Annotated in this window: 18 protein-coding genes and 3 tRNA genes; 7 read left to right on the top strand and 14 right to left on the bottom strand. The window is 71.7% G+C overall.

The genetic code is table 11. The features are described from left to right. Window positions 1–61: 61 nt before the first annotated feature. The 4 genes from KBX21_RS25735 to KBX21_RS25720 are packed head-to-tail and all read right to left on the bottom strand — an operon-like array spanning window position 62 to window position 4,360. Window positions 62–1,186 carry a D-alanine--D-alanine ligase family protein gene (locus KBX21_RS25735; protein WP_049568548.1) on the bottom strand — a complete coding sequence of 375 codons (1,125 nt, stop codon included), beginning with the start codon at window positions 1,184–1,186 and terminating at the stop codon, window positions 62–64. Between the two features lie 59 nt (window positions 1,187–1,245). Further along, window positions 1,246–2,463 (bottom strand): PLP-dependent aspartate aminotransferase family protein, encoded by a 1,218-nt coding sequence (locus KBX21_RS25730; RefSeq protein ID WP_049568544.1) that lies wholly within the window; start codon window positions 2,461–2,463, stop codon window positions 1,246–1,248. 11 nt (window positions 2,464–2,474) lie between these two features. Further along, a complete protein-coding gene (locus tag KBX21_RS25725) occupies window positions 2,475–3,539 on the bottom strand; it encodes an NAD(P)H-dependent glycerol-3-phosphate dehydrogenase (RefSeq protein ID WP_199776480.1) in 1,065 nt (354 codons plus the stop codon). Then, window positions 3,536–4,360 carry a 1-acyl-sn-glycerol-3-phosphate acyltransferase gene (locus tag KBX21_RS25720; RefSeq protein ID WP_049568541.1) on the bottom strand — a complete coding sequence of 275 codons (825 nt, stop codon included), beginning with the start codon at window positions 4,358–4,360 and terminating at the stop codon, window positions 3,536–3,538. The genes KBX21_RS25725 and KBX21_RS25720 overlap by 4 nt, the downstream gene beginning before the upstream one ends. Before the next feature lie 238 nt (window positions 4,361–4,598). Here KBX21_RS25720 and cofC point away from each other — a divergent pair, with 238 nt between their 5' ends. Continuing rightward, window positions 4,599–5,306, top strand: coding sequence for a 2-phospho-L-lactate guanylyltransferase (cofC, locus tag KBX21_RS25715; protein WP_049568537.1), 708 nt, complete (start codon window positions 4,599–4,601; stop codon window positions 5,304–5,306). Between the two features lie 45 nt (window positions 5,307–5,351). Here cofC and KBX21_RS25710 read toward each other — a convergent pair whose 3' ends face one another. The 3 genes from KBX21_RS25710 to leuC all read right to left on the bottom strand — a co-directional run bounded on the left by KBX21_RS25710 (window position 5,352) and on the right by leuC (window position 8,014). Further along, window positions 5,352–5,633, bottom strand: coding sequence for an HU family DNA-binding protein (locus tag KBX21_RS25710; RefSeq protein WP_014910144.1), 282 nt, complete (start codon window positions 5,631–5,633; stop codon window positions 5,352–5,354). A 349-nt stretch (window positions 5,634–5,982) separates the two neighbouring features. Next, window positions 5,983–6,579, bottom strand: a complete 597-nt coding sequence (gene leuD / locus KBX21_RS25705) for a 3-isopropylmalate dehydratase small subunit (RefSeq protein WP_049568534.1) — start codon at window positions 6,577–6,579, stop codon at window positions 5,983–5,985. A gap of 28 nt (window positions 6,580–6,607) precedes the next feature. Further along, entirely contained in the window at window positions 6,608–8,014 is a 1,407-nt protein-coding gene (gene leuC, locus KBX21_RS25700; protein WP_049568531.1) for a 3-isopropylmalate dehydratase large subunit, read from the bottom strand. A 179-nt stretch (window positions 8,015–8,193) separates the two neighbouring features. Here leuC and KBX21_RS25695 point away from each other — a divergent pair, with 179 nt between their 5' ends. The 4 genes from KBX21_RS25695 (at window position 8,194) to KBX21_RS25685 (ending at window position 11,858) form a co-directional block, all read left to right on the top strand. Further along, on the top strand, window positions 8,194–8,880 hold the full coding sequence (locus tag KBX21_RS25695) for an IclR family transcriptional regulator (RefSeq protein ID WP_017545921.1): 687 nt from the start codon (window positions 8,194–8,196) through the stop codon (window positions 8,878–8,880). A gap of 269 nt (window positions 8,881–9,149) precedes the next feature. After that, on the top strand, window positions 9,150–10,943 hold the full coding sequence (locus KBX21_RS25690) for an SDR family oxidoreductase (protein ID WP_247666348.1): 1,794 nt from the start codon (window positions 9,150–9,152) through the stop codon (window positions 10,941–10,943). A 10-nt stretch (window positions 10,944–10,953) separates the two neighbouring features. After that, complete coding sequence (locus tag KBX21_RS27015; protein WP_282104597.1) at window positions 10,954–11,082, top strand: hypothetical protein; 129 nt, start codon at window positions 10,954–10,956, stop codon at window positions 11,080–11,082. Between the two features lie 173 nt (window positions 11,083–11,255). Then, window positions 11,256–11,858 carry a TetR/AcrR family transcriptional regulator gene (locus tag KBX21_RS25685; RefSeq protein WP_210844217.1) on the top strand — a complete coding sequence of 201 codons (603 nt, stop codon included), beginning with the start codon at window positions 11,256–11,258 and terminating at the stop codon, window positions 11,856–11,858. A gap of 159 nt (window positions 11,859–12,017) precedes the next feature. Here the strand turns inward: KBX21_RS25685 and KBX21_RS25680 are convergent. From KBX21_RS25680 to KBX21_RS25655, 6 genes are all read right to left on the bottom strand, one after another. Beyond that, window positions 12,018–12,093: transfer RNA gene (locus tag KBX21_RS25680), tRNA-Glu, on the bottom strand. Window positions 12,094–12,218: 125 nt separating this feature from the next. Next, a tRNA-Glu gene (locus tag KBX21_RS25675) sits at window positions 12,219–12,294 on the bottom strand. A 51-nt stretch (window positions 12,295–12,345) separates the two neighbouring features. Next, window positions 12,346–12,417: transfer RNA gene (locus KBX21_RS25670), tRNA-Gln, on the bottom strand. A gap of 132 nt (window positions 12,418–12,549) precedes the next feature. Then, window positions 12,550–13,998 carry a glutamate--tRNA ligase gene (gltX, locus tag KBX21_RS25665; RefSeq protein WP_082206306.1) on the bottom strand — a complete coding sequence of 483 codons (1,449 nt, stop codon included), beginning with the start codon at window positions 13,996–13,998 and terminating at the stop codon, window positions 12,550–12,552. Between the two features lie 89 nt (window positions 13,999–14,087). Next, the gene (locus tag KBX21_RS25660; RefSeq protein ID WP_049568522.1) at window positions 14,088–15,152 is read right to left on the bottom strand and encodes a GDSL-type esterase/lipase family protein; all 1,065 of its coding nucleotides are present in this window, start codon (window positions 15,150–15,152) and stop codon (window positions 14,088–14,090) included. Between the two features lie 105 nt (window positions 15,153–15,257). Further along, on the bottom strand, window positions 15,258–16,058 hold the full coding sequence (locus KBX21_RS25655; RefSeq protein ID WP_049568519.1) for a fumarylacetoacetate hydrolase family protein: 801 nt from the start codon (window positions 16,056–16,058) through the stop codon (window positions 15,258–15,260). Window positions 16,059–16,470: 412 nt separating this feature from the next. On the opposite strand from KBX21_RS25655, the gene KBX21_RS25650 reads away from it, so the two are divergent. Continuing rightward, window positions 16,471–17,265 carry a DUF3152 domain-containing protein gene (locus KBX21_RS25650; RefSeq protein WP_049568516.1) on the top strand — a complete coding sequence of 265 codons (795 nt, stop codon included), beginning with the start codon at window positions 16,471–16,473 and terminating at the stop codon, window positions 17,263–17,265. A gap of 66 nt (window positions 17,266–17,331) precedes the next feature. On the opposite strand, the gene KBX21_RS25645 is transcribed toward KBX21_RS25650, so the two are convergent. Further along, entirely contained in the window at window positions 17,332–18,513 is a 1,182-nt protein-coding gene (locus KBX21_RS25645) for a triacylglycerol lipase (protein WP_210844215.1), read from the bottom strand. Between the two features lie 460 nt (window positions 18,514–18,973). Between KBX21_RS25645 and KBX21_RS25640 the strand changes: the two genes are divergently transcribed. After that, complete coding sequence (locus KBX21_RS25640; RefSeq protein ID WP_210844212.1) at window positions 18,974–19,450, top strand: Rieske (2Fe-2S) protein; 477 nt, start codon at window positions 18,974–18,976, stop codon at window positions 19,448–19,450. Window positions 19,451–19,464 lie beyond the last annotated feature (14 nt).

Genomic DNA, 19,464 nt, shown 5'->3' with positions numbered 1-19,464 from the left:
ACGGCGGCTGGGGGGGGGCGCCCCCCGGGACGCCCGCCCCCTCCTCCGCGTCACCGTGCGGTCAGCGCAGACCGGGGCTGCGGCGCAGCGCCGTGGTGATCATGCGTTCCACTAGCGTGGCGTAGTCCAGGCCGGTGGCGCCCCACATCTGCGGGAAGGCCGACGACGGCGTGAAGCCGGGCATCGTGTTGAGCTCGTTGACGAGGATCCGACCGTCCTCGGTGTAGAAGAAGTCCACCCGGGCCAGGCCCTCGCAGCCCATGGCCTCGAACACGTCGGCGGCCATCGCGCGCAGACGGGCGGTGGCCTCCTCCGGGATCTCGGCGGGGATGGTCAGGCCGCTCGTGGACAGGTACTTGGCCTCGAAGTCGTAGAAGTCGAAGCCCTCCGCCACGTGCACCTCGGCGGGGAAGGAGACGTCGGGGGTGCCGCCGTCCTCGGACTCCAGCACGCCGCACTCGATCTCGCGGCCGATGACCTGCGCCTCCACCAGCACCTTGGGGTCGTGCTCGCGGGCGGCCTCGACGGCGGCGATCACGGCGTCGGTGTCCGAGGCGTCGCTCACCTTGCTGATGCCGACGCTGCTCCCGGCGCGTGCGGGCTTGACGAACACCGTCCGGCCCAGCTCCGCGACGTCGTCCAGAACCTTCTTGCGCTCGGTCCGCCAGCTGCGCTCGGTGATGGCGACGTAGTCGCTGGTGGGGATGGAGTTGCCGACCAGCAGGGCCTTCATGAAGACCTTGTCCATGGCTGCGGCGCTGGAGAACACCCCGGCGCCCGCGTAGCGTACGCCCATCATCTCGAAGAGGCCCTGGATGGTGCCGTCCTCGCCGAAGGGCCCGTGCAGCAGGGGCAGGACCACGTCGACCTCGGCCAGCCGCTGCGTGCCCTCGTTGGGGCTGACGGTCATGAGCTGACCCGCCGTGTCGAAGGGCAGCGCGATCTCGACACCCTCCTCCGAGACGGTCGGCAGGGCCTTGGTCACCGCGTCGATGCGCAGGCTCTCGGGGTCGCCGGAGGTCAGGACCCAGTTGCCGGTGGGCGTGATCCCCACCGGGACGACCTCGTAACGGTCCTGGTCGATCACGGACAGGACGCTGCCCGCCGTGACGCAGGAGATCTCGTGCTCGGAACTACGACCGCCGAAGACGACGGCGACCCGAATCTTGCGCTGCTCGGACGACATGCTGCCTGACCCTATCTCGCCTGCTGATGAATCCGGTACGGGTGAAAACCGCCCGTGTGTCACTTTCCCCCGTCGAGCGCCGCGAGGGCGTCCTCGATGAGGTCCTGGGGGTCCTCCAGGCCGATGGAGAACCGCACCGCGCCCGGCGAGACACCGGCGGCGGCCAGCTCGGCCGCGCTCATGTTCCGGTGCGAGGTCGAGGCCACGTGCCCGGCCAGCGTGTGCGTGCCACCGAGGGAGGCGGCGATGGTGGCCACCTCCAGCCGGTCGGCGAAGGCCATGCCCTCGTCCCGGCCGCCGCGCGGGTGGACGGTGACCACGGCGCCGTGGCGGCCCTGGTCGAAGAGCTTCCCCGCGAGCGCGTGACCGGGGTGCGAGGGCAGCGACGGGTGGTCGACCCGCTCCACGAGGGGGTGACCCTCCAGGGCGGCGGCGAAGGCGGCCGCGGTCGCGCACTGGCGCTCGACCCGCAGTGGCAGGGTCTCCAGGCCCCGGTGCAGCAGGTAGGCCTCGTCCGGGGCCAGGCACGGACCGAGGTCGATCCGGGCCGAGCGGACGCGGTCGATGAGGTCGGGCGCGGCCACCGCGACGCCGCCGGTGGTGTCGCTGTGGCCGCCCAGGTACTTGGTGGCCGAGTGCACGACGACGTCCGCGCCGAACTCCAGGGGGCGGCAGACCGCCGGCGAGGCGAACGTGGAGTCCACCACCAGGGCGGCGCCCGCCGCGCGCGCGATCCTCGCCAGCCCGGGAAGGTCGGAGACGGTCATGGACGGGTTGGACAGCGTCTCGGTGAACACCACCCGGGTCTCGGGGGTGACCGCCGCGTCCACGGCGTCGAGGTCGGTGATGTCCACGAAGTCAGTGCGCACGCCGAACCGGCGCATCAGCCGGTCCAGCAGCGAGTGCGTGTTGCCGTAGATCGAGCGGGAGGCCACCACGTGCGCGCCCGACTCGGTGAGGGCGAGCAGCACGGTGCTGATGGCCGCCATGCCGGAGGCGAAGGCCTGGCCGCGCACCCGGTCCGGGAGCCCCGCGCCCTCCAGCGCCGCGACCGCGTCCGCGAAGGCGTCGACGGTGGGGCTGTCGATACGGGCGTAGGAGTAGCCGTCGCGGGTACCGGCCAGCACGTCGGCGAACCCCTGCGAGGTGTCGAACGCGTAGGTGGTGGCTCGGTGGACGGGCATCCGCATGGGGGTCTCGGAGGGGACCGGGGCCGCCGGGGCCCGGACCGCCCGCGTGTGCTCCCCCGCGCTCCCGGGACCGGGTGTGTGTGTCATCGTGCTCGCTCTCAGACCCCGTAGCGTTCCGGCTTGGTGCTGCGTGACATGAACGCCAGCAGCGCCTGGGCCGGACTCATGTCGTGGTGCATCATCTTGACGACGGACTCGGTGATCGGCATGTCGACCCCGTGGGTCCACCCGAGTTCGAGGATCGACTCGGAGGACTTGACCCCCTCGGCCGTCTGCCTGGTCTCGGCGATGACCTGTTCGAGGGTCTTGCCCGCGCCCAGTTTCTCACCGAAGGTCCGGTTCCGCGACAGCGGGGACGAGCATGTCGCCACGAGGTCACCCATCCCGGCCAGTCCGGACAGGGTGTGCTCGTCGGCGCCGAGGGTGACCGCCAGCCGTGTGGTCTCGGCCAGGCCCCGGGTGATCAGCGACGCCTTGGTGTTGTCGCCGAACCCCATGCCCTCGGCCACGCCGACGGCCAGGCCGATCACGTTCTTCATGGCGCCGCCGATCTCCACGCCCACCAGGTCGGTGCTGGTGTACGGGCGGAAGTACGTGGACTTGCACAGCCCCTGGAGCAGGACGGCCGTCTCCTCGTGCGGGCACGCCACCACGGCGGTGGCGGGCTGGCGCTCGATGATCTCGCGGGCCAGGTTGGGCCCGGACACCACGGCGATCCGCTCGCGGGGCAGCTCCAGGACCTCGCCGACGACCTGGCTCATCCGCATGAGGGTGCCGAGCTCGACGCCCTTCATGAGGCTGACCACCACGGCGTCCTCGGCGATGTGCTCGCGCCAGGCGGCCAGGTTCTCCCGCAGGGTCTGCGAGGGGACGGCCAGCACCACGACCCGGGCGCCGGTCAGCGCCTCGGCCGGGTCCGTGGTGGCGCGCAGCCCCCCGTTGAGCGTGATCCCGGGGAAGTACTCCGGGTTCTCCGACGACTCGTTGATCGCGTCGACGACCTCGGCCCGGCGCCCCCACAGGACCACCTCGGCCACGGGACCCTCGCCGTTCTTGCGCGCGAGGTCCGCGGCGTCGGCGACGATGTTGGCGAACGTGGTCCCCCAGGACCCGCTGCCCAGAACCGCGACCTTCACGTTGTCAGCGCTCATCTGGTCGGTCATGCCCCCGTGCTGTTCTTCCCGTTGTCGGTGTCGGCGTCGGCGCCCCGGGTGTCCCCCGGCTCCTCGGTCCCGCGCTCCGCGCGCCGGGCCTCGGCCTCCTGCTGGCGGGCCCTGCGGAAGTCGAAGGGCTCGGCGGGCGGCTGTTCGCCGCGGATCTCGGCCTGGAGCGCGGTGATGTCGGCCATGATCGCCCGGGTGGCGCCGTCCAGGACGGTCGCGGTGAGGGGCTGGTCCTGGAAGGCGGACAGGTCCACCGCCGGACCGGCGTGGAACTGGATGCGCTTGCGCGGGGGCAGCAGGCGCGGCTTCTTCTCACCGTAGGGAAGGATGTTCTGCTCGCCCCAGTGCGCGACGGGGATGACCGGGACCCCGGTGGTCAGGGCCAGCCGGGCCACGCCGTTCCTGGCGGTCATCGGCCAGAGTTCGGGGTCGCGGGTGCAGGTGCCCTCCGGGTAGAAGATCACCGACGAGCCGTCCTGGACCAGCGCCTTCTCGGCCTCGCCCAGTGCCTTGACCGCGTCGGCGCTGCCGCGCTTGATCGGGATCTGGCCGGTGCTCCTGGCCACCGAGCGGACCACGGGGATCTTCATGACCCCGTCCTTCATCGTGAAGGTCGGCCAGCGCCGGGCACCGATGTAGAGGAAGTGCGCGACCGTCAGGGGGTCGGTCACCGACAGGTGGTTCGCGGCGATGATCACGCCGCCCTGCGCGGGCACGTGCTCGGTGCCCTTCCACTCGGGCTTGGTCACGAACCACAGGACGAACCGGACGATGCGGGACACGACCCACTTGACCCATCGCGATTCTCGTTGCTTGGCCACGGGGGACTCCTCACTTCTCGCTCCCGGCCCGGTCCGGACCACGGAAGCTCAACCGACTCAGTCTAGGACGTGTACCGAAGTTCCGGGTTACGCCGTTTCCGGCCCGGACGGACACGCCCAGGGCGCCCGCGCCGCGCCGTACCCCGAAGGCCTACCCTCGTCACTGTCGTGGCCGCATCAACGTCCCGGGGGAACCGTGACCGGCTTTGGAGAGCGCGACGGGGCCCCGCGCGCCGGGGTGCGCTGGTCCCTGATCGTCCCAGTCAAGCACCTCGGCATGGCCAAGACACGACTGGCCCGTGCCGCCGGGGAGCGGCGGGAGGAGTTGGCGCTCGCGATCGCCTGCGACACGGTGGCCGCCGCGCGGACGTGCGCGGCGACGGCGGCGGTCTTCGCGGTGACCGAGGACCCCCGTGCGCGCGCCGAGCTGTCGGAGCTGGGCGCGGTGGTGGTCGGCGGTGAGCCGGGCGGGGGCCTGAACCCCGCCCTGGAGCACGGTGCGCGGGTCGCGGCCGGGAAGCTGCCGGGGTTCGGTGTGTGCGCTCTCTCCGCCGACCTGCCCGCGCTGCGCGCGGAGGAGTTGGAGCGGGTCCTGGCTGCCGCCTCCGACCACGAACGGTCGTTCCTGGCCGACACACCCGGTGTGGGGACCACCCTGCTCGCCGCGGCGCCCGGCAGACCGCTGGCCCCGGCCTTCGAAGGGGCCTCACGCGCGCGCCACCTGGCCGGTGGGGCCCGGGAACTGTCCGTCCCGGGCGTGGAGTCGGTCCGGCGGGACGTGGACACCCCCGAGGACCTGGCGGCCGCCTCCGCGATGGGAGTGGGCCCCCGCACCCGCGCCCTGCTGGACCTCGCGCCGGTGGTCTCCCCCGACGCGGCCCGGCGGCGGCACGGTCCTGAGGACGGCGGTCCGCACCCCGGACAGCAGTCCGCCCGGGTCCCCTGACGGGAACCCGGGCGGGTACGCCCTCTCCGCCTGACGGCGGCGAGGCTACTTCTTGTCGCCGTTGACGAGCGCCTTGAAGTCAGCGCCAGCGCGGAACTTCGGAACGAAGCTCGCGGGGACGTTGATCGTGGCGCCAGTGGCGGGGTTGCGGGCGGTACGAGCCGCACGCTCGGACTTCTCGAAAACGCCGAAGCCCGTGATGGCGACCTTGTCGCCCGACGCCACGGTGGCCTGAATGGTCTCAAGCACAGCGTTGACCGCTTCGGTCGCGGTCTTCTTGTCTCCGAGACGGTCGGAGATCGCGTCGATCAGGTCACGCTTGTTCATAAGGTTCCTCCGGTTCCCCCTTGCTCGCACGAAATTAGGGGAAGCAGAGGCCCTTACACAAATACAAACGCCCACGGGCAAGGCGTGTCGGGGCCCTTCCGACCTGCGAGGTCACCCTCCGCGACGGATGTTGGGCAAGGGGAGGGGGTGGTGAACCAGCCCCTTTTGCCCCCTTCTGTAGGCCTCAAAAGCCTACGTATAACCGGATTCCGGGCTCCGGACGCGCCGCGCTTAAGGACACAAAGACCGTAAGCGAACGCTCACGTCAAGTAAAGGTAAAATTATTCGGGACCGGGGGTGCGCTGAGTCACAGCGACCCCCGATCCCGTGTCGGAGAGGCGTTCCGGAACTAGAGCGTGACGGGCTTCCAAGGCTCCCGAGTGGTCTCGAACTCACCGATCTCGTCCGTGTGTCGGAGGGTCAGGGCGATGTCGTCCAGACCCTCCAGCAGACGCCAGCGGGTGTAGTCGTCGAGCTCGAACGGCTCCCGCACGTCCGCCCCCGGGGCGCGCACCTCACGCGCCACCAGGTCCACCGTGACCTCGGTGGCGGGGTCGGCCTCGATGGCCGCCCACAGCCGGTCGATGACCTCCTGCGGCAGCAGGACGGTCAGCAGGCCGCCCTTGAGCGAGTTGCCCCGGAAGATGTCCGCGAAGCGGGAGGACAGCACGGTCTTGAAGCCGTGGTCCTGGAGCGCCCACACGGCGTGCTCACGGGAGGAGCCGGTACCGAAGTCCGGCCCGGTCACCAGGACGGACGCACCCTCGTACTCGGGGCGGTTGAGCACGAAGTCCGGGTCGGACTTGCGCCACTCGGCGAACAGGCCGTCCTCGAACCCCGTGCGGCTGACCCGCTTGAGGTAGACGGCGGGGATGATCTGGTCGGTGTCGACGTTGCTGGCGCGCAGCGGGACGGCCCGACCGGTGTGGACGTCGAACTTCTCCATGGGAGGACTCTCCTGACGGGGTCGGGGACTACTGCGGGTCCAGGTCGGCGGGCGAGGACAGGGTGCCGCGCACCGCGGTGGCGGCGGCGACCTGCGGCGACACGAGGTGGGTGCGCCCGCCCCGGCCCTGGCGCCCCTCGAAGTTGCGGTTGGAGGTGGAGGCGCTGCGCTCACCGGGCTTGAGCTGGTCCGGGTTCATACCCAGGCACATCGAGCAGCCCGCCTCGCGCCACTCGGCGCCCGCGTCCAGGAAGACCTGCCCCAGGCCCTCCTCGTTGGCCTGCTCCTTGACCCGCATGGAGCCGGGCACGACGAGCATCCGGACGCCGTCGGCGACCCTGCGTCCGCGCACGATCTCGGCGGCCGCGCGCAGGTCCTCGATCCGGCCGTTCGTGCACGAGCCGAGGAAGACCGTGTCCACGCTCACCTCGCGCATCGGCGTCCCGGCCCTGAGGTCCATGTACTTCAGGGCCTTCTCGGCGGAGGCGCGCGCGGAGGGGTCCTCGTAGGACGCGGGGTCGGGCACCTCGGCGTCCAGCGGCACGCCCTGACCGGGGTTGGTGCCCCAGGTGACGAACGGGCTGAGCTCGTCGGCGTCCAGGACCACCTCGGCGTCGAACTCCGCGCCCTCGTCGGTGCGCAGGCTCTTCCAGTGCTCGACGGCGGCGTCGAAGTCCGCGCCCTGGGGCGCGTGCGGGCGGCCCTGGACGTAGTCGAAGGTGGTCTGGTCCGGGGCGATCATCCCGGCGCGGGCGCCCGCCTCGATGGACATGTTGCACACCGTCATGCGCGCTTCCATGGACAGGGCCTCGATGGCCTCGCCCCGGTACTCGATGACGTAGCCCTGACCGCCGCCGGTGCCGATCTTCGCGATCACGGCGAGGATGATGTCCTTGGCGGACACCCCGGGCCGGAGCGTGCCGTTGACGGTGACCGCCATCGTCCTGAAGGGCTGCATCGGCAGGGTCTGGGTGGCCAGGACGTGCTCGACCTGGCTGGTGCCGATACCGAAGGCCAGGGCACCGAAGGCGCCGTGGGTGCTGGTGTGGCTGTCGCCGCAGACCACGGTCATGCCCGGCTGGGTGAGACCGAGCTGGGGACCGACCACGTGCACGACGCCCTGGTCGATGTCGCCCATGGGGTGCAGGCGCACGCCGAAGTCGGAGCAGTTCTTGCGCAGGGTCTCGACCTGCTTGCGGGAGACCGGATCGGCGATGGGGGCCAGGAGGTCCATCGTCGGGACGTTGTGGTCCTCGGTCGCGATGGTCAGGTCCGGGCGGCGCACGCCTCGACCCGCCAGGCGCAGACCCTCGAAGGCCTGCGGACTGGTCACCTCGTGGACGAGGTGGAGGTCGATGTAGAGCAGGTCCGGCTCGCCGTCGGCACGCCGGACGACGTGCTCCTCCCAGACCTTCTCGGCCATCGTGCGTGCCATGGGCGATCGCCCCTCTCGTGTGTCGCGTCTCGTGCTCGCCTCGTCACGGGGTGCTTCGCCAGGGCCGCGGGCCTCGCGCACGGATGTGCGGCCGACTTGCATTCCATATTTCGAGACGGCAATATCAAGCCATGGACAACTCTAGCTCATCCAGCGGTGTCGGTGTCCTGGACAAGACGATGTCCGTCCTCGACGCTTTGGAGTCGGGGCCCGCGTCGCTGGCCCAGCTGGTCCAGATCACCGGTCTGGCCCGCCCCACCGCCCACCGTCTCGCCGTCGCCCTGGAACGGCACCGCATGGTCACCAGGGACAGCCAGGGCAGGTTCGTGCTCGGGCCGCGCCTGGGAGAGCTGTCGATCGCCACCGGCGAGGACCGCCTGCTCGCCGTCGCCGCACCGGTCCTGGTCCAGCTGCGCGACCTGACCGGCGAGAGCGCCCAGCTCTACCGCCGCCAGGGCGACCTGCGCGTGTGCGTGGCCGCCTCCGAACGCAGCAGCGGCCTGCGCGACACCGTCCCCGTCGGCAGCGAACTGCCCATGAACGCCGGTTCGGCCGCCCAGGTCCTGCTGGCCTGGGAGGACTCCGATCGCATCCGCCGCTCACTCGTGGGGGCCCGCTTCACCGCCGCCAGCCTCGCCCAGGTGCGGCGCCGCCGCTGGGCCCAGAGCGTCGCCGAGCGCGAGCAGGGCGTGGCATCGGTCTCCGCTCCGGTGTCCGGGCCCGGTGGTCGCGTGATCGCGGCGGTGTCGGTCTCCGGCCCCATAGAGCGCCTGACCCGGTCCCCCGGCCGTATCCACTCGCAGGCCGTGGTGTCCGCCGCCGAGAAGATCAGCGAGTCGCTGCACACCTACGAGGGCTCGCACTAACGGCCTTCCGGACACCCTCCGCGCATCTCTCCATCCCGGACCGGGCCCCGCCCGGCACCCTCCCCCGCACCCCAGGAACGCACCGTGGCCGCGTACGCCGACCCCCGGCGGGCGCGGCCGCCGTCGTTCCCGCCCCTCCCCCGCCCCTCCCCCGTACCGCACGCCCGCGCCCGCGCCGGTCTCGCGGCCCCGTGGGGCCAGCGCCACGACACGGCGCAGCACCGGCCCCACCCCTGGACTCCTATTGACACGCTGTCTAACATGACGGAATGTCTCACAAGAACGTGACCGGGGACACAGCCTCCCGAGCCCGGCTCGACGCCCTCCGTGAACCGCGACGGCTCGCCCACCACGTCACCGCCACCGACGGCCAGCGCCTGGCCGTCTACTCCGCGGGGGACCCGGCCGGACCCACCCTCGTGCTGGTCCACGGCTACCCCGACAACGCCACCGTCTGGGACGCCCTCGTGGCCGACCTCGCCGTGGACCACCACGTCGTCACCTATGACGTCAGGGGCGCCGGGCGTTCCACCGCCCCCGACGACCGATCCGGCTACCTTCTGGGCCAGCTCGCCGACGACCTGCGCACCGTCGTCGACGCCGTCAGCCCCGAGAGCCCCGTCCACCTGCTCGCCCACGACTGGGGCTCCATCCAGACCTGGCACGCCGTCACCGAGCCCGCCCACGCACACCGCTTCGCGTCCTTCACGTCGATCTCCGGCCCCGACCTCGACCACGCGGGCCACTGGCTCCGGAAGGCCCCCGACGGGGTCCGGACCGTGCTGCGCCAGGCCGTCCGCTCCAGCTACATCGGGTTCTTCAGCACACCCGGACTGCCCGAGGCCGCCTGGCTCAGCGGGATCGGCGGCCTGGCCCTGGCCGCTCTGGAACGCGTCGGCGGCGGCCCCCGCGTGCCCGCCCGGCGCTCCACTCGCGACTACCTCAACGGGTTGTCCCTGTACCGCGCCAACATGCTCCGCCGCTTCACCCGGCCCTCCGAGCGCCGCACCAGCGTGCCGGTGCAGGCGCTGGCCCCCACTCACGACGCGTTCATGGTCGACCAGGTCCAGTCCAACGCCGGGCGTTGGGCGGACGACTTCCGCTTCCACCGCTTCCACGGCGGACACTGGTCGCTGCGCTCCCGCCCCGCGCCCGTGGCCCGCCGCGTCCGCGCGTTCGTGGCGGAGATCGAGTCCGGGGCACCGCGGCCGGTCCGCGACCGCACCACCCAGAAGGCCCGCCGCCACAGCGGGGCGTTCGCCGGGCAGGTCGCCGTGATCACCGGGGCGGGCAGCGGCATCGGACGCTGTCTCGCCTTCGAGCTGGCCGAACGCGGCGCGCGGATCGTCGCCGTCGACGTCGACGGGCCCGCCGCCGAGCGGACCGCCGCGCTCTGCTCCGTGGTCACTCCCGGCTCCGGCGCCCGGCGCGTGGACGTCACCGACGCCGCCGCCATGGACGCACTCGCCTCGTGGGTGCGCGAGGAGTACGGGGTGCCCGACATGGTCGTGAACAACGCCGGGATCGGCGTGGCCGGCCCCTTCCTGGAGGCGACCAGCGAGGACCTCGAACGGGTCGTGGACGTCAACCTGTGGGGCGTGATCAACGGGGTCCGCGCCTTCGCCCCCATGATGGTGGAGGGCGGGGGCGGCGGCCGGATCGTCAACACGGCCTCCGCCGCCTCCTACCTGCCCTCACGCCTGTACGGCGCCTACTCGGCCACCAAGGCCGCGGTCCTGGCGCTCAGCCGCTCCCTGCGCGGCGAACTCGCGGGCCGGGGGGTGTCCGTCACCGCGGTCTGCCCGGGCCTGATCGACACCGGGATCGTCTCCAGCGCCCGTGTGTCCGGCCTCGGCGAGGTCTCCCGCATCAAGGACCGGCTCAACCGGCTGTACCGGCTGCGCGGCTACACCCCGCAGAGGGCTGCCCGGAGGATCGCCGACGCCGTCGAGTCCGACCCCGAGATCGTCCCGGTCACCAGCGAGGCGCACATCGGGCTGGCCCTGTCCCGGATCGCCCCGGCCGCCGTCCGCGGGTACGCCCGTGTGGCCCCGCCGATCTGAGCCGTCCCCCATGCCAGCCCTCCCTCCGACCCCCGACCTGTCACGGAAGCCGACCATGAGCGGTGACGACGCCCTCGGACCCACCACACCCGCAGAGTCCGGCGTGGACGAGCCGGACCGGCTCGTGCTGGACCTGTGAGCGGTTCCGAGGAGCGGTATTTTCGGAAGGGTGCCCCGACGACGGGGAGGGGCCCGAGGGCGCGGGAGGTGACGACAGCGGTGGTGTCCCACAGGGCCGGCCGTCACCAGGCGCGGGTGACGGGTTCGGCGGTCCCGGTCGGCGAACCGGGTACCGGCCGGCGGCCACGCCGCATGGCGCCGCACGAACGCCGGGCGGACCTGATCCGGACGGCGCTGCGCGTGTTCGCGCGGCGCCCGCCCGGCGACGTCACCCCCGAGGAGGTCGCCGAGGCGGCGGACGTCTCCCGGGCCCTGGTCTACCGCTACTTCCCCAACATGGCCGAGCTGCGCCGGGCCGCGCTCGAACAGGCCATGTCCGAGCTCATGTCTCGGCTGGCCCCGCCCGACGACCTTCCTCCGGCCGAGCAACTGCGGGTGGCCCTGCGCACCTTCGTCGACTTCGCGGACTCCTACGCCCCGTCCTACGCCGCCCTGCTCAACGGGGGTTCGGTGATCTCCACGGAGGAGACCGAGGCCCAGATCGAGCAGGTCCGGGACGGGGTGCGGACCCTGATCCTGGAACGGGTCGGCGTCACCGAGCCCTCGCCCCGGCTGCTGCTGGCCCTGCGCTGCTGGGTGTCCGCGGTGGAGACCGCGGTGATGTCCTGGCTGCGGGAGCGGCAGATGACCCGTGACGAGCTCGCGGACTGGCTCCTCGACCAGCTGACGGCCATGCTGCTCACTGCGGGCGGCTCCCAGGAGGAACGGGAGCTCCTCGCGGCCCACACCGGCTGAGCCTGCGCCCGGCACCCGCGCAGGTCCGCGATCCCAGGAACGGTGACGGTGTCGTTCGACTGTTCGGCCGCCGATCCCACCGCCGACGCGCGCGCGACCACCGGGGCGACACCCGCGGAAACGACGGAAGGCCCCATCCAGTGGATGGAGCCTTCTCCGTGGTACCCCCGAGCGGATTCGAACCGCCGTTACCGCCTTGAGAGGGCGGCGTCCTAGGCCACTAGACGACGGGGGCCAACGCGATCGCGATGACCGCTGGTCCGCATGAACCGTAAGGATACGATACCCACGCGAACCGGACACCGGTGACAAGCACCGGCCCAACAGGAAACGCTCCACCAGGTGGAGAGTTCCTGCCGTTGGTACCCCCGAGCGGATTCGAACCGCCGTTACCGCCTTGAGAGGGCGGCGTCCTAGGCCACTAGACGACGGGGGCGCACCTTGGGTCGTAAGACCCGTGCCGACCACGGATGACCGTGGTCCTGCGCTGGCCTACCAGGACTCGAACCTAGACTAACTGAACCAGAATCAGTCGTGCTGCCGATTACACCATAGGCCAATGCTTTGGGAGGACCCGGTAGCTTTCGCTTCCCTGTCCCCCTCGGCGACGTGTTCAACTCTAGCGGACATTCGGAGTGCTCGCGAACCGAATACGGGGCGGCCGGCGGTGTCCCCGGCCACCCCGTGCCGATCAGTTGTCGACGGTGTCCTTCTCCTCGGCGCGCAGGCGCTCCAGCGCCGTCTCGAGGCGCGACTGGACCCGCTCGCGGCCCAGCAGTTCAAGGGACTCGAACAGCGGCAGGCCCACCGTCCGTCCCGTGACGGCCACGCGCACCGGGGCCTGGGCCTTGCCGAGCTTCAGTCCGAGCGTCGCCCCGGTCTCCTCGGTGGCGGTCTTGAGGGCGTCGGCCGTCCACTCCAGCCCGGGGTCGGCGTAGCGCGCCAGCGCGGCCTCCACCATCTCCTTGCCGACGCCCGGCTTCATCGCCTTCCTCCAGCTCTTCTCGTCCTCGGCGGGCTCCTTCAGGAACAGGAAGTCCACGTTGGGGACGATCTCGCTGAGCACGGCCACGCGGCTCTGGGCCAGCGGAGCCACGGCGGCGAAGACCTCGGGGTCGTAGTCGGCCGCGTCCCAGGGGGTGCCCTCGCCGGTGAGCCAGGGCTGGCAGCGCTCGGCGAACTCCTCGACGCTCAGCGCGCGGATGTACTCGCCGTTGAACGCGCGCAGCTTCTTCTCGTCGAAGAACGCGCTGGAGCTGTTGACGTCCTGGACGCGGAAGAGCGGCATCATCTCCGACCACGGCATGATCTCGCGGTCCTCACCCGGCGCCCAGCCCAGCAGCATCAGGTAGTTGACCATCGCCTCCGCCAGGTAACCCTCCTCCTGGTAGGACTCCAGGGCGACCTTGTCGCGGCGCTTGGACAGCTTCTTGCGCTGCTCGTTGACGATGACGGGCAGGTGCGCCCACACGGGCGGGGTGAGGTCCAGCGCCTCCCACAGCAGCTGCTGCTTGGGGGTGTTGGACAGGTGCTCCTCACCGCGGATGACGTGTGTGATCCGCATCTCGACGTCGTCGAGCACGTTGGCGAGCACGAACAGCGGGGAGCCGTCGGCGCGGGCGATCACGAAGTCCTCGATGGCGGCGTGGTCGAACTCCACGTCGCCGCGGATCTGGTCGCGCACGACCGTGGGGCCGCCCTCGGGAACGCGGAAGCGCAGCGCCCGGCCCGGGCCCGGCTCCAGGCCGCGGTCGCGGCAGAAGCCGTCGTAGCCCAGGTTCGGGTTGTCGCGGCGTTCCTGCACCTGTTCGCGGGTGCAGTCGCAGTAGTAGGCGCGGCCGGAGCGGTACAGCTCCTGCGCGGTCTCGCGGTGTTTCTCGACGTAGGCCGACTGGAAGTAGGGCCCCTCGAAGTGCGGGTCGCTCGCGTCGATGCCGATCCAGGACATCGCGCGGATGATGCCGTCGGTCCACTCGGGACGGTTGCGGGCGGCGTCGGTGTCCTCGATGCGCAGGACCATGCGGCCCTCCGGCTGCTGCTGGGCCAGCGCCCAGTTGAACAGGGCGGAGCGCGCGCCGCCGACGTGGAACATGCCCGTGGGGGACGGGGCGAAGCGGGTACGAATCGGAGTCTCAGTCACGGTTCCGAGGATATCGGTGGCCCGGGATGACCTGTGGGAAGTCTCGGAGAGGGGGCCGGGCCCGGAACGCTCCCGAACCCGGGGCGGGTTCAGGGGTGGATCGGCAGCGGGCGGGCGTGGGCCGGGCCCAGGCCGAACTCGCGGGAGAGGGCGTCGGCGAAACCGGCGGCGATCTTCATCTCACCGCCGTCGTTGGGGTGGGTGCCGTCGTAGGTGTCGGTGTGGGGGTCCCAGGCCTCGGCCCCCGCGAGGTCGAAGCTGGCCACCGGGGACTCCTCGGTGGCCATGTCGGCGGCCACGGAGCGGACCAGTTCGTTGTAGACGTACACGCGCAGGGCGAAGCCCTGGTCCTTCTCGGCCAGCGTGATCGGCGGCGCCTCGGCGAACAGGACGCGGATCCGGGGGTTGGACTCGCGGGCCGCCTGGACGTAGGCGCGCAGCCGCTGCTCCATCTCCTCGGCGGTGATCGGGTGGAGCAGGTCGTTGATGCCGATCAGAACGCAGAGCACGTCCGGCTGGTGGGTGGCGACGTCGACCCCGATGGTGGTGAGGGCGTCGGCCAGGGTGCGCCCCCAGCGGGCGTTGTGGTCCTGGTCGAAGTCGGGGTCGCGGTAGGTGCGGCCGTCCGGGGCGTCGGAGGGGTCCGGGAAGTCCGGGAACTCGGAGGGGTCGAGGCCCTCCGAGGGTGCCGGGCCCTCGACCGGACGGTCCGCCCGCCGCTCCTCGGGGCTTCCGAGGAGGCCCCCCTGCCCACCACCGGGTTCGTCCTCCCCTTGGGCGTCCCGCTCGGCGTCCTCGTTACCTCCGAAGAGCTCCGGCGGGATGATCTGCTCCGGTGTGGCGGGATCCGAGTACGGGCCGACGAAGTCCAGGTTCTCCACGTGCGGGTCGAGGTGGTTCCACAGGTGGAAGCGCCAGGTCCGGTCCCCGCCTGCGCCGTGGGTCATGGAGTCCCCGGCGAGCATCACGCGCACCCGCGACCGCTCCTCCATCCACGCCCCCGGGTCGCGGTCGTCGGTGGGGTCGGGGTCCCCCGGAGCGAACCGGGTGGCCAGCCACAGGCCGGAGCCCACCAGTGCCAGGAGCAGGGTGAGGACCCCCGCGAGCTTCGCGGGACGTCCGAGACCGGGTCGTGGTGCCAGTCGGGGTGCCATGGGTTCGGACCTTCCGCTCGGTGGGTCGGCGTGCGCCGCCGGGGCCCGTGCGCGGGGGCGGACCCCCGCGCACGGGTGCGTCGGGACGGGGTCCGCCCCCGGGGCTCAGTCCCGGGTGACCACCCTGTTGGTAATGGTTCCCAGGCGCTCCACGGTGACGGAGACCTCCTGGCCGACCTCGACCGGCCCCACCCCCGCGGGAGTCCCGGTCAGGACGACGTCGCCCGGGAGCAGCGTCATGAAGGAGGTGACGTAGGAGATGATGCCCGCGATGTCGTGGATGAACTGTGACGTCCGTCCATCCTGGCGGACCTCTCCGTCCACGGTCGTGGTGACCGCGAGGTCCTCCGCCTCCTCGATGCTCAGGCCGGTGGTGATCCACGGCCCGATCGGGCAGAAGGAGTCGAAGCCCTTGGCCCGCGTCCACTGCTTGTCGGTCTTCTGGAGGTCGCGGGCGGTGACGTCGTTGGCCACCGTGTACCCGAAGATGACGTCCTTGGCGCGCTCACGCGGCACCTCCCGGCAGGGCCGCGAGATGACGATGGCCAGCTCACCCTCATAGCTGACCCACTCCGAGACCGAGGGGTAGAACACGGGGTCGTACGGCCCGGTGACGGCCGTGGACGGCTTCAGGAAGACCACCGGTTCGTCGGTGGACTCCCCCGTGACCTCCTTCATCTCCGCGACGTGGTCGGCGTAGTTCTTGCCGATGCACACCACCTTGGTGGGCAGGACCGGCGACAGCAGGCGCACGTCGGAGAGCCTCGCCCGCTCACCCGTCAGCTTGATGTCCCCCAGCAGCGGATGCCCCGTCAGCCGGGCGACGAACTCCTCTCCGCTGTCCGTGTCCGTCTCGACCAGGCCGAACCCGACCTCGTCACCGGCCGCGAACCGTGCGATACGCACCTGATGCCTCCCAGCAGCCCTGTTGCTCGTTCTTGCCGCTTGCAGCGTAGCGGCGCCCGGCGCGACCGTGCCCGGTACGTCCGGGTGTGCGGGCTCGGCGTCGACCTCACCTGCGCACCCAGAGTGACGAGTTGTTCACGATGCGGCGCCGACAAAGGTCCGAAGGCGTGACACACCCACCCTTCCCGGCACGGTGCCTGGCCCTCTACGGGGGCGAACTCTGGCATGCTGGATGCGTTGTCCGAACCCCGGGAACCGTCGTCCCGGAGGTCGGCGATACCACCAGTGCGCGTGGCGGTCCGCACCTCGCCCCGCCGGAGTCCCGGCGGTACCACCGTCCACTGTCGAGAGGTTGAGCCTCGTGCCCGCTTCCGCTCCCCGAGCCAAGCACCGCCGACGCCGCCGATACCCCATGGGACTGGCCCTCGGCCTGTGCCTGGTCTCGGGCGCGTCCGCCGTGCTGATGGTCAGCGTGCCCGAGCCCGGCTCGGACCTCGGCTCCCCCGAGGAGACCTCCGCGACCGGCCCCGTGGGCGACGGGGTGCCCGACGACAGCACCCGCGACCACCCCGGCTCCGAGGACTCCGCGGCCGGAACCACCTCCGGCGGGACGGACGCCTCCCCCAGCGCGTCACCGACCGACGAGGACGACCTCCCGCTCCTGCTGCGCTCGGTGGTGGAGGAGGTCGACACCGCGGACGGGGACGTCAAGGTGATGAAAGGCGAGGGCGACGTCATGGGCGACGGCCCGCTCACCACCTTCGCCGTGGAGGTGGAGAAGGGCCTGCCCGGCCGGAACGCGGACTTCGTGGAGGCCGTCGAGGAGATCCTCGGCGACCCCCGCAGCTGGGGCAACGACGGTGACCGGTCCCTCCAGCGGGTGGACGGCGACGACGCGGACATCCGGGTGCTGTTGGCCGCGCCGGACACGGTCGACCGCATGTGCGCGCCGCTGAACACCAACGGGTACGTGTCCTGCGCCAACGGCAACCGCGCCATCATCAACCAGAACCGCTGGGTGTCCGGCGTCGACGACTTCGACGACGACCTGGAGACCTACCGGATCTACCTGATCAACCACGAGGTGGGCCACACCCTGGGCCACGGACACGTGGACTGCCCCGGGGAGGGGGAGCCCGCCCCGGTCATGCAGCAGCAGACACTGGGCCTCCAGGGCTGCGAGGCCAACGGGTGGGTGTACCCCTAGCCAGGTGCCCCGGCCGGACGCCTTCGTCACACGAGTGCCGACCGGGACCACTGACCTCACGGCGTCCTACTGGGGCAGGCGGTCCAGGATCCACGAACCCAGGGCCTCGCTCATGTGCGAGTGCGGTTCGTTGGTCTGCGCCAGCTTGAACTCGTCGAGTTCGCTCGTGTAGGGGTCGAGCGCGTCGACCTCCGTGTACGGATCGTCCAGGTCCGCGATGGCGACCGCGCTGACCGAGGGGACGAAGCAGACCGAACGGACGGCGATGTCCGTGCTCCCGGTGAGTTTGAGGCGGTCACCGGCGATCCCGAAGGTCTCCAGGGTGCCGCCCGGCGCCCCGTCGAGCGCGGGGATGCCCGTGGTGCGCACCTCCGCCTCGGACAGCAGGCCCTTGAGCCGGGCGACGAGTCGCTTGTCCCCCGCGGCCTGGGTACGCAGGACCGTCCCCGAGAACCAGCCTCCGCTGACCGTGACGGCGTCCTCGTCGGGCGGCACACCGGGACCCACGCCGTTCCCGGTGCCGTTGGCCACACCGATCCTGCGCGGGCGCTGCGGCCACGAACCGACCCTCGCCAGCTCTGCCAGGAACTCGGTGCGCAGGGCGTCCTCGACCGGTTCGGCGTCGACGCTCTCGACGTGGCGCCACAGCAACTGCCGGGCGGCGGCGCTGTTGATCTGCCGGGACAGCGCGGGGGTGGCCTTGAGGAAGTGCGCGAACGCCTGGAGCCCGACCGGCACCCACGCCCCGCGGTGCGGGCTGTCGAACGACAGGTAGAGCGCGGTCTGGTGGTCGATGCCGTCCGACTCCATCTTGGCCAGCGCGTACCGGGTCACCAGCCCACCCATGCTGAAGCCGCCGACGGCGAGCGGGGCGTCGCCCCTCCGCTCGCCGATGGCGCGGAAGACGACCTGGGTGACGGTCTCCGCGTTGCGCAGGATCGACGCGCTGCGGTCGTCGTAGCCGACCAGGACCAGGTCGTGGCCGCGTCGGCGCAGTTCGGTGATGAAGGCGTAGTCCCCGCGCTCCAGACCGCCCCAGAGGCGGTCGAGGTCACTGGGGCCGCTCTCGAAGCCGTCGGAGAGGATCACCGGTCGGCGCAGGCCCGCGCCGGGGTCGCTCAGGTACACCCAGGCCGTGCCTCCCGGGATTTCCCAGGTGTCGTCCGGGGTGGGCGCCGGCTCCAGGGCGGGCGGGGTCGGAGCGAGGAAACCGAAGGGTTCCACGACGGGCTGTTGCTGGTCGGTCATCACGGCCGCTTTCGGTGAGGAGGCGCGAACGCCTGAGGGTCGCCCGCGCACCGGCCCTCCAGGGGTCCGGGAGGGCCTTCCGCAGTTTCTACGGGGGGCGGATGCTCGGTAACGCGGGCAACCGCATCCTGTCCAGCCGATCGCCCTCCGGAACCGGGTGGCCCCCGAACGACCCCGATGTGGTCCGCTTCGCCCCCGCTTCAGCCGTTCTGCGGACGCGGTACCGGCCTGGTCGGAACCGGGATTGCGGTGGCGCCGCGTGTGCGGGCCGACGATCGGCCCGCCACCGCGCCACGCGTCGATCGGCACCGGGACACTCGGCGGATTTCCCGGACACGGAGGGCCCGCACCGTGTTCGATGGGGGTGGCCCCACCGACCGGGGCCGTTCGTCGCCCGCGAGGGGGCCCGCGCCCCGTGCGGGGTCCGCCCGCGCCGCGTCGGGCGAGAGAGTGAGGCCGTATGTGTGACTGCCGCGCAGCCCGTCCCGAGACCGTCCTGCCCGAGGTGACCAGACGCTCCGTGTTCGGGGTCGCGGGCGGTGGCGCCGTCGTCGGGGTGGTGACCGCCTGTGGTGGGAGCGAGGGCGGCGGCGGGGGTGGCGGCGGCTACGACGAACAGGGTCCGGACGACACGGACCAGGACGGCCTCGACGCCCCGATCGCCACCACTGACGAGATCCCCGTGGGCGAGGGCGCCATCCTCAGCGAACACGAGGTGGTCGTGACCCAGCCCGAGGAGGGCACCTTCCGCGCGTTCTCCACCGCCTGCACGCACGAGGGTTGCCCGGTCGACCAGGTCGTCGACGGGCAGATCCAGTGCCCCTGCCACGGCAGCCGCTTCTCCATCGAGGACGGCTCCCCGACCGAGGGTCCGGCCCAGAGCCCGCTGGAGGAGGTCCGGATCAGGGTCGACGGGGACTCCATCCTGCTGGCCTGAGCCGGGAACGGCGG

Origin of the sequence: Nocardiopsis sp. B62, from assembly GCF_018070675.1 — a bacterium.
Taxonomy (GTDB): Bacteria; Actinomycetota; Actinomycetes; order Streptosporangiales; family Streptosporangiaceae; genus Nocardiopsis; species Nocardiopsis prasina.
The sequence above is the reverse complement of the archived record's forward strand: the minus strand, read 5'-3'. Positions and strand labels throughout refer to the sequence as shown.

What these genes read in the sequence shown, in the direction of transcription:
- KBX21_RS25735 (WP_049568548.1), bottom strand. Translation starts at nt 1,186, where the DNA reads ATGTCGTCCGAGCAGCGCAAGATTCGGGTCGCCGTCGTCTTCGGCGGT.
- KBX21_RS25730 (WP_049568544.1), bottom strand. Translation starts at nt 2,463, where the DNA reads ATGACACACACACCCGGTCCCGGGAGCGCGGGGGAGCACACGCGGGCG.
- KBX21_RS25725 (WP_199776480.1), bottom strand. Translation starts at nt 3,539, where the DNA reads ATGACCGACCAGATGAGCGCTGACAACGTGAAGGTCGCGGTTCTGGGC.
- KBX21_RS25710 (WP_014910144.1), bottom strand. Translation starts at nt 5,633, where the DNA reads ATGAACAAGCGTGACCTGATCGACGCGATCTCCGACCGTCTCGGAGAC.
- leuD (WP_049568534.1), bottom strand. Translation starts at nt 6,579, where the DNA reads ATGGAGAAGTTCGACGTCCACACCGGTCGGGCCGTCCCGCTGCGCGCC.
- leuC (WP_049568531.1), bottom strand. Translation starts at nt 8,014, where the DNA reads ATGGCACGCACGATGGCCGAGAAGGTCTGGGAGGAGCACGTCGTCCGG.
- KBX21_RS25695 (WP_017545921.1), top strand. Translation starts at nt 8,194, where the DNA reads ATGTCCGTCCTCGACGCTTTGGAGTCGGGGCCCGCGTCGCTGGCCCAG.
- KBX21_RS25690 (WP_247666348.1), top strand. Translation starts at nt 9,150, where the DNA reads ATGTCTCACAAGAACGTGACCGGGGACACAGCCTCCCGAGCCCGGCTC.
- KBX21_RS27015 (WP_282104597.1), top strand. Translation starts at nt 10,954, where the DNA reads ATGCCAGCCCTCCCTCCGACCCCCGACCTGTCACGGAAGCCGACCATG.
- KBX21_RS25685 (WP_210844217.1), top strand. Translation starts at nt 11,256, where the DNA reads ATGGCGCCGCACGAACGCCGGGCGGACCTGATCCGGACGGCGCTGCGC.
- KBX21_RS25660 (WP_049568522.1), bottom strand. Translation starts at nt 15,152, where the DNA reads ATGGCACCCCGACTGGCACCACGACCCGGTCTCGGACGTCCCGCGAAG.
- KBX21_RS25650 (WP_049568516.1), top strand. Translation starts at nt 16,471, where the DNA reads ATGGGACTGGCCCTCGGCCTGTGCCTGGTCTCGGGCGCGTCCGCCGTG.
- KBX21_RS25645 (WP_210844215.1), bottom strand. Translation starts at nt 18,513, where the DNA reads ATGACCGACCAGCAACAGCCCGTCGTGGAACCCTTCGGTTTCCTCGCT.
- KBX21_RS25640 (WP_210844212.1), top strand. Translation starts at nt 18,974, where the DNA reads ATGTGTGACTGCCGCGCAGCCCGTCCCGAGACCGTCCTGCCCGAGGTG.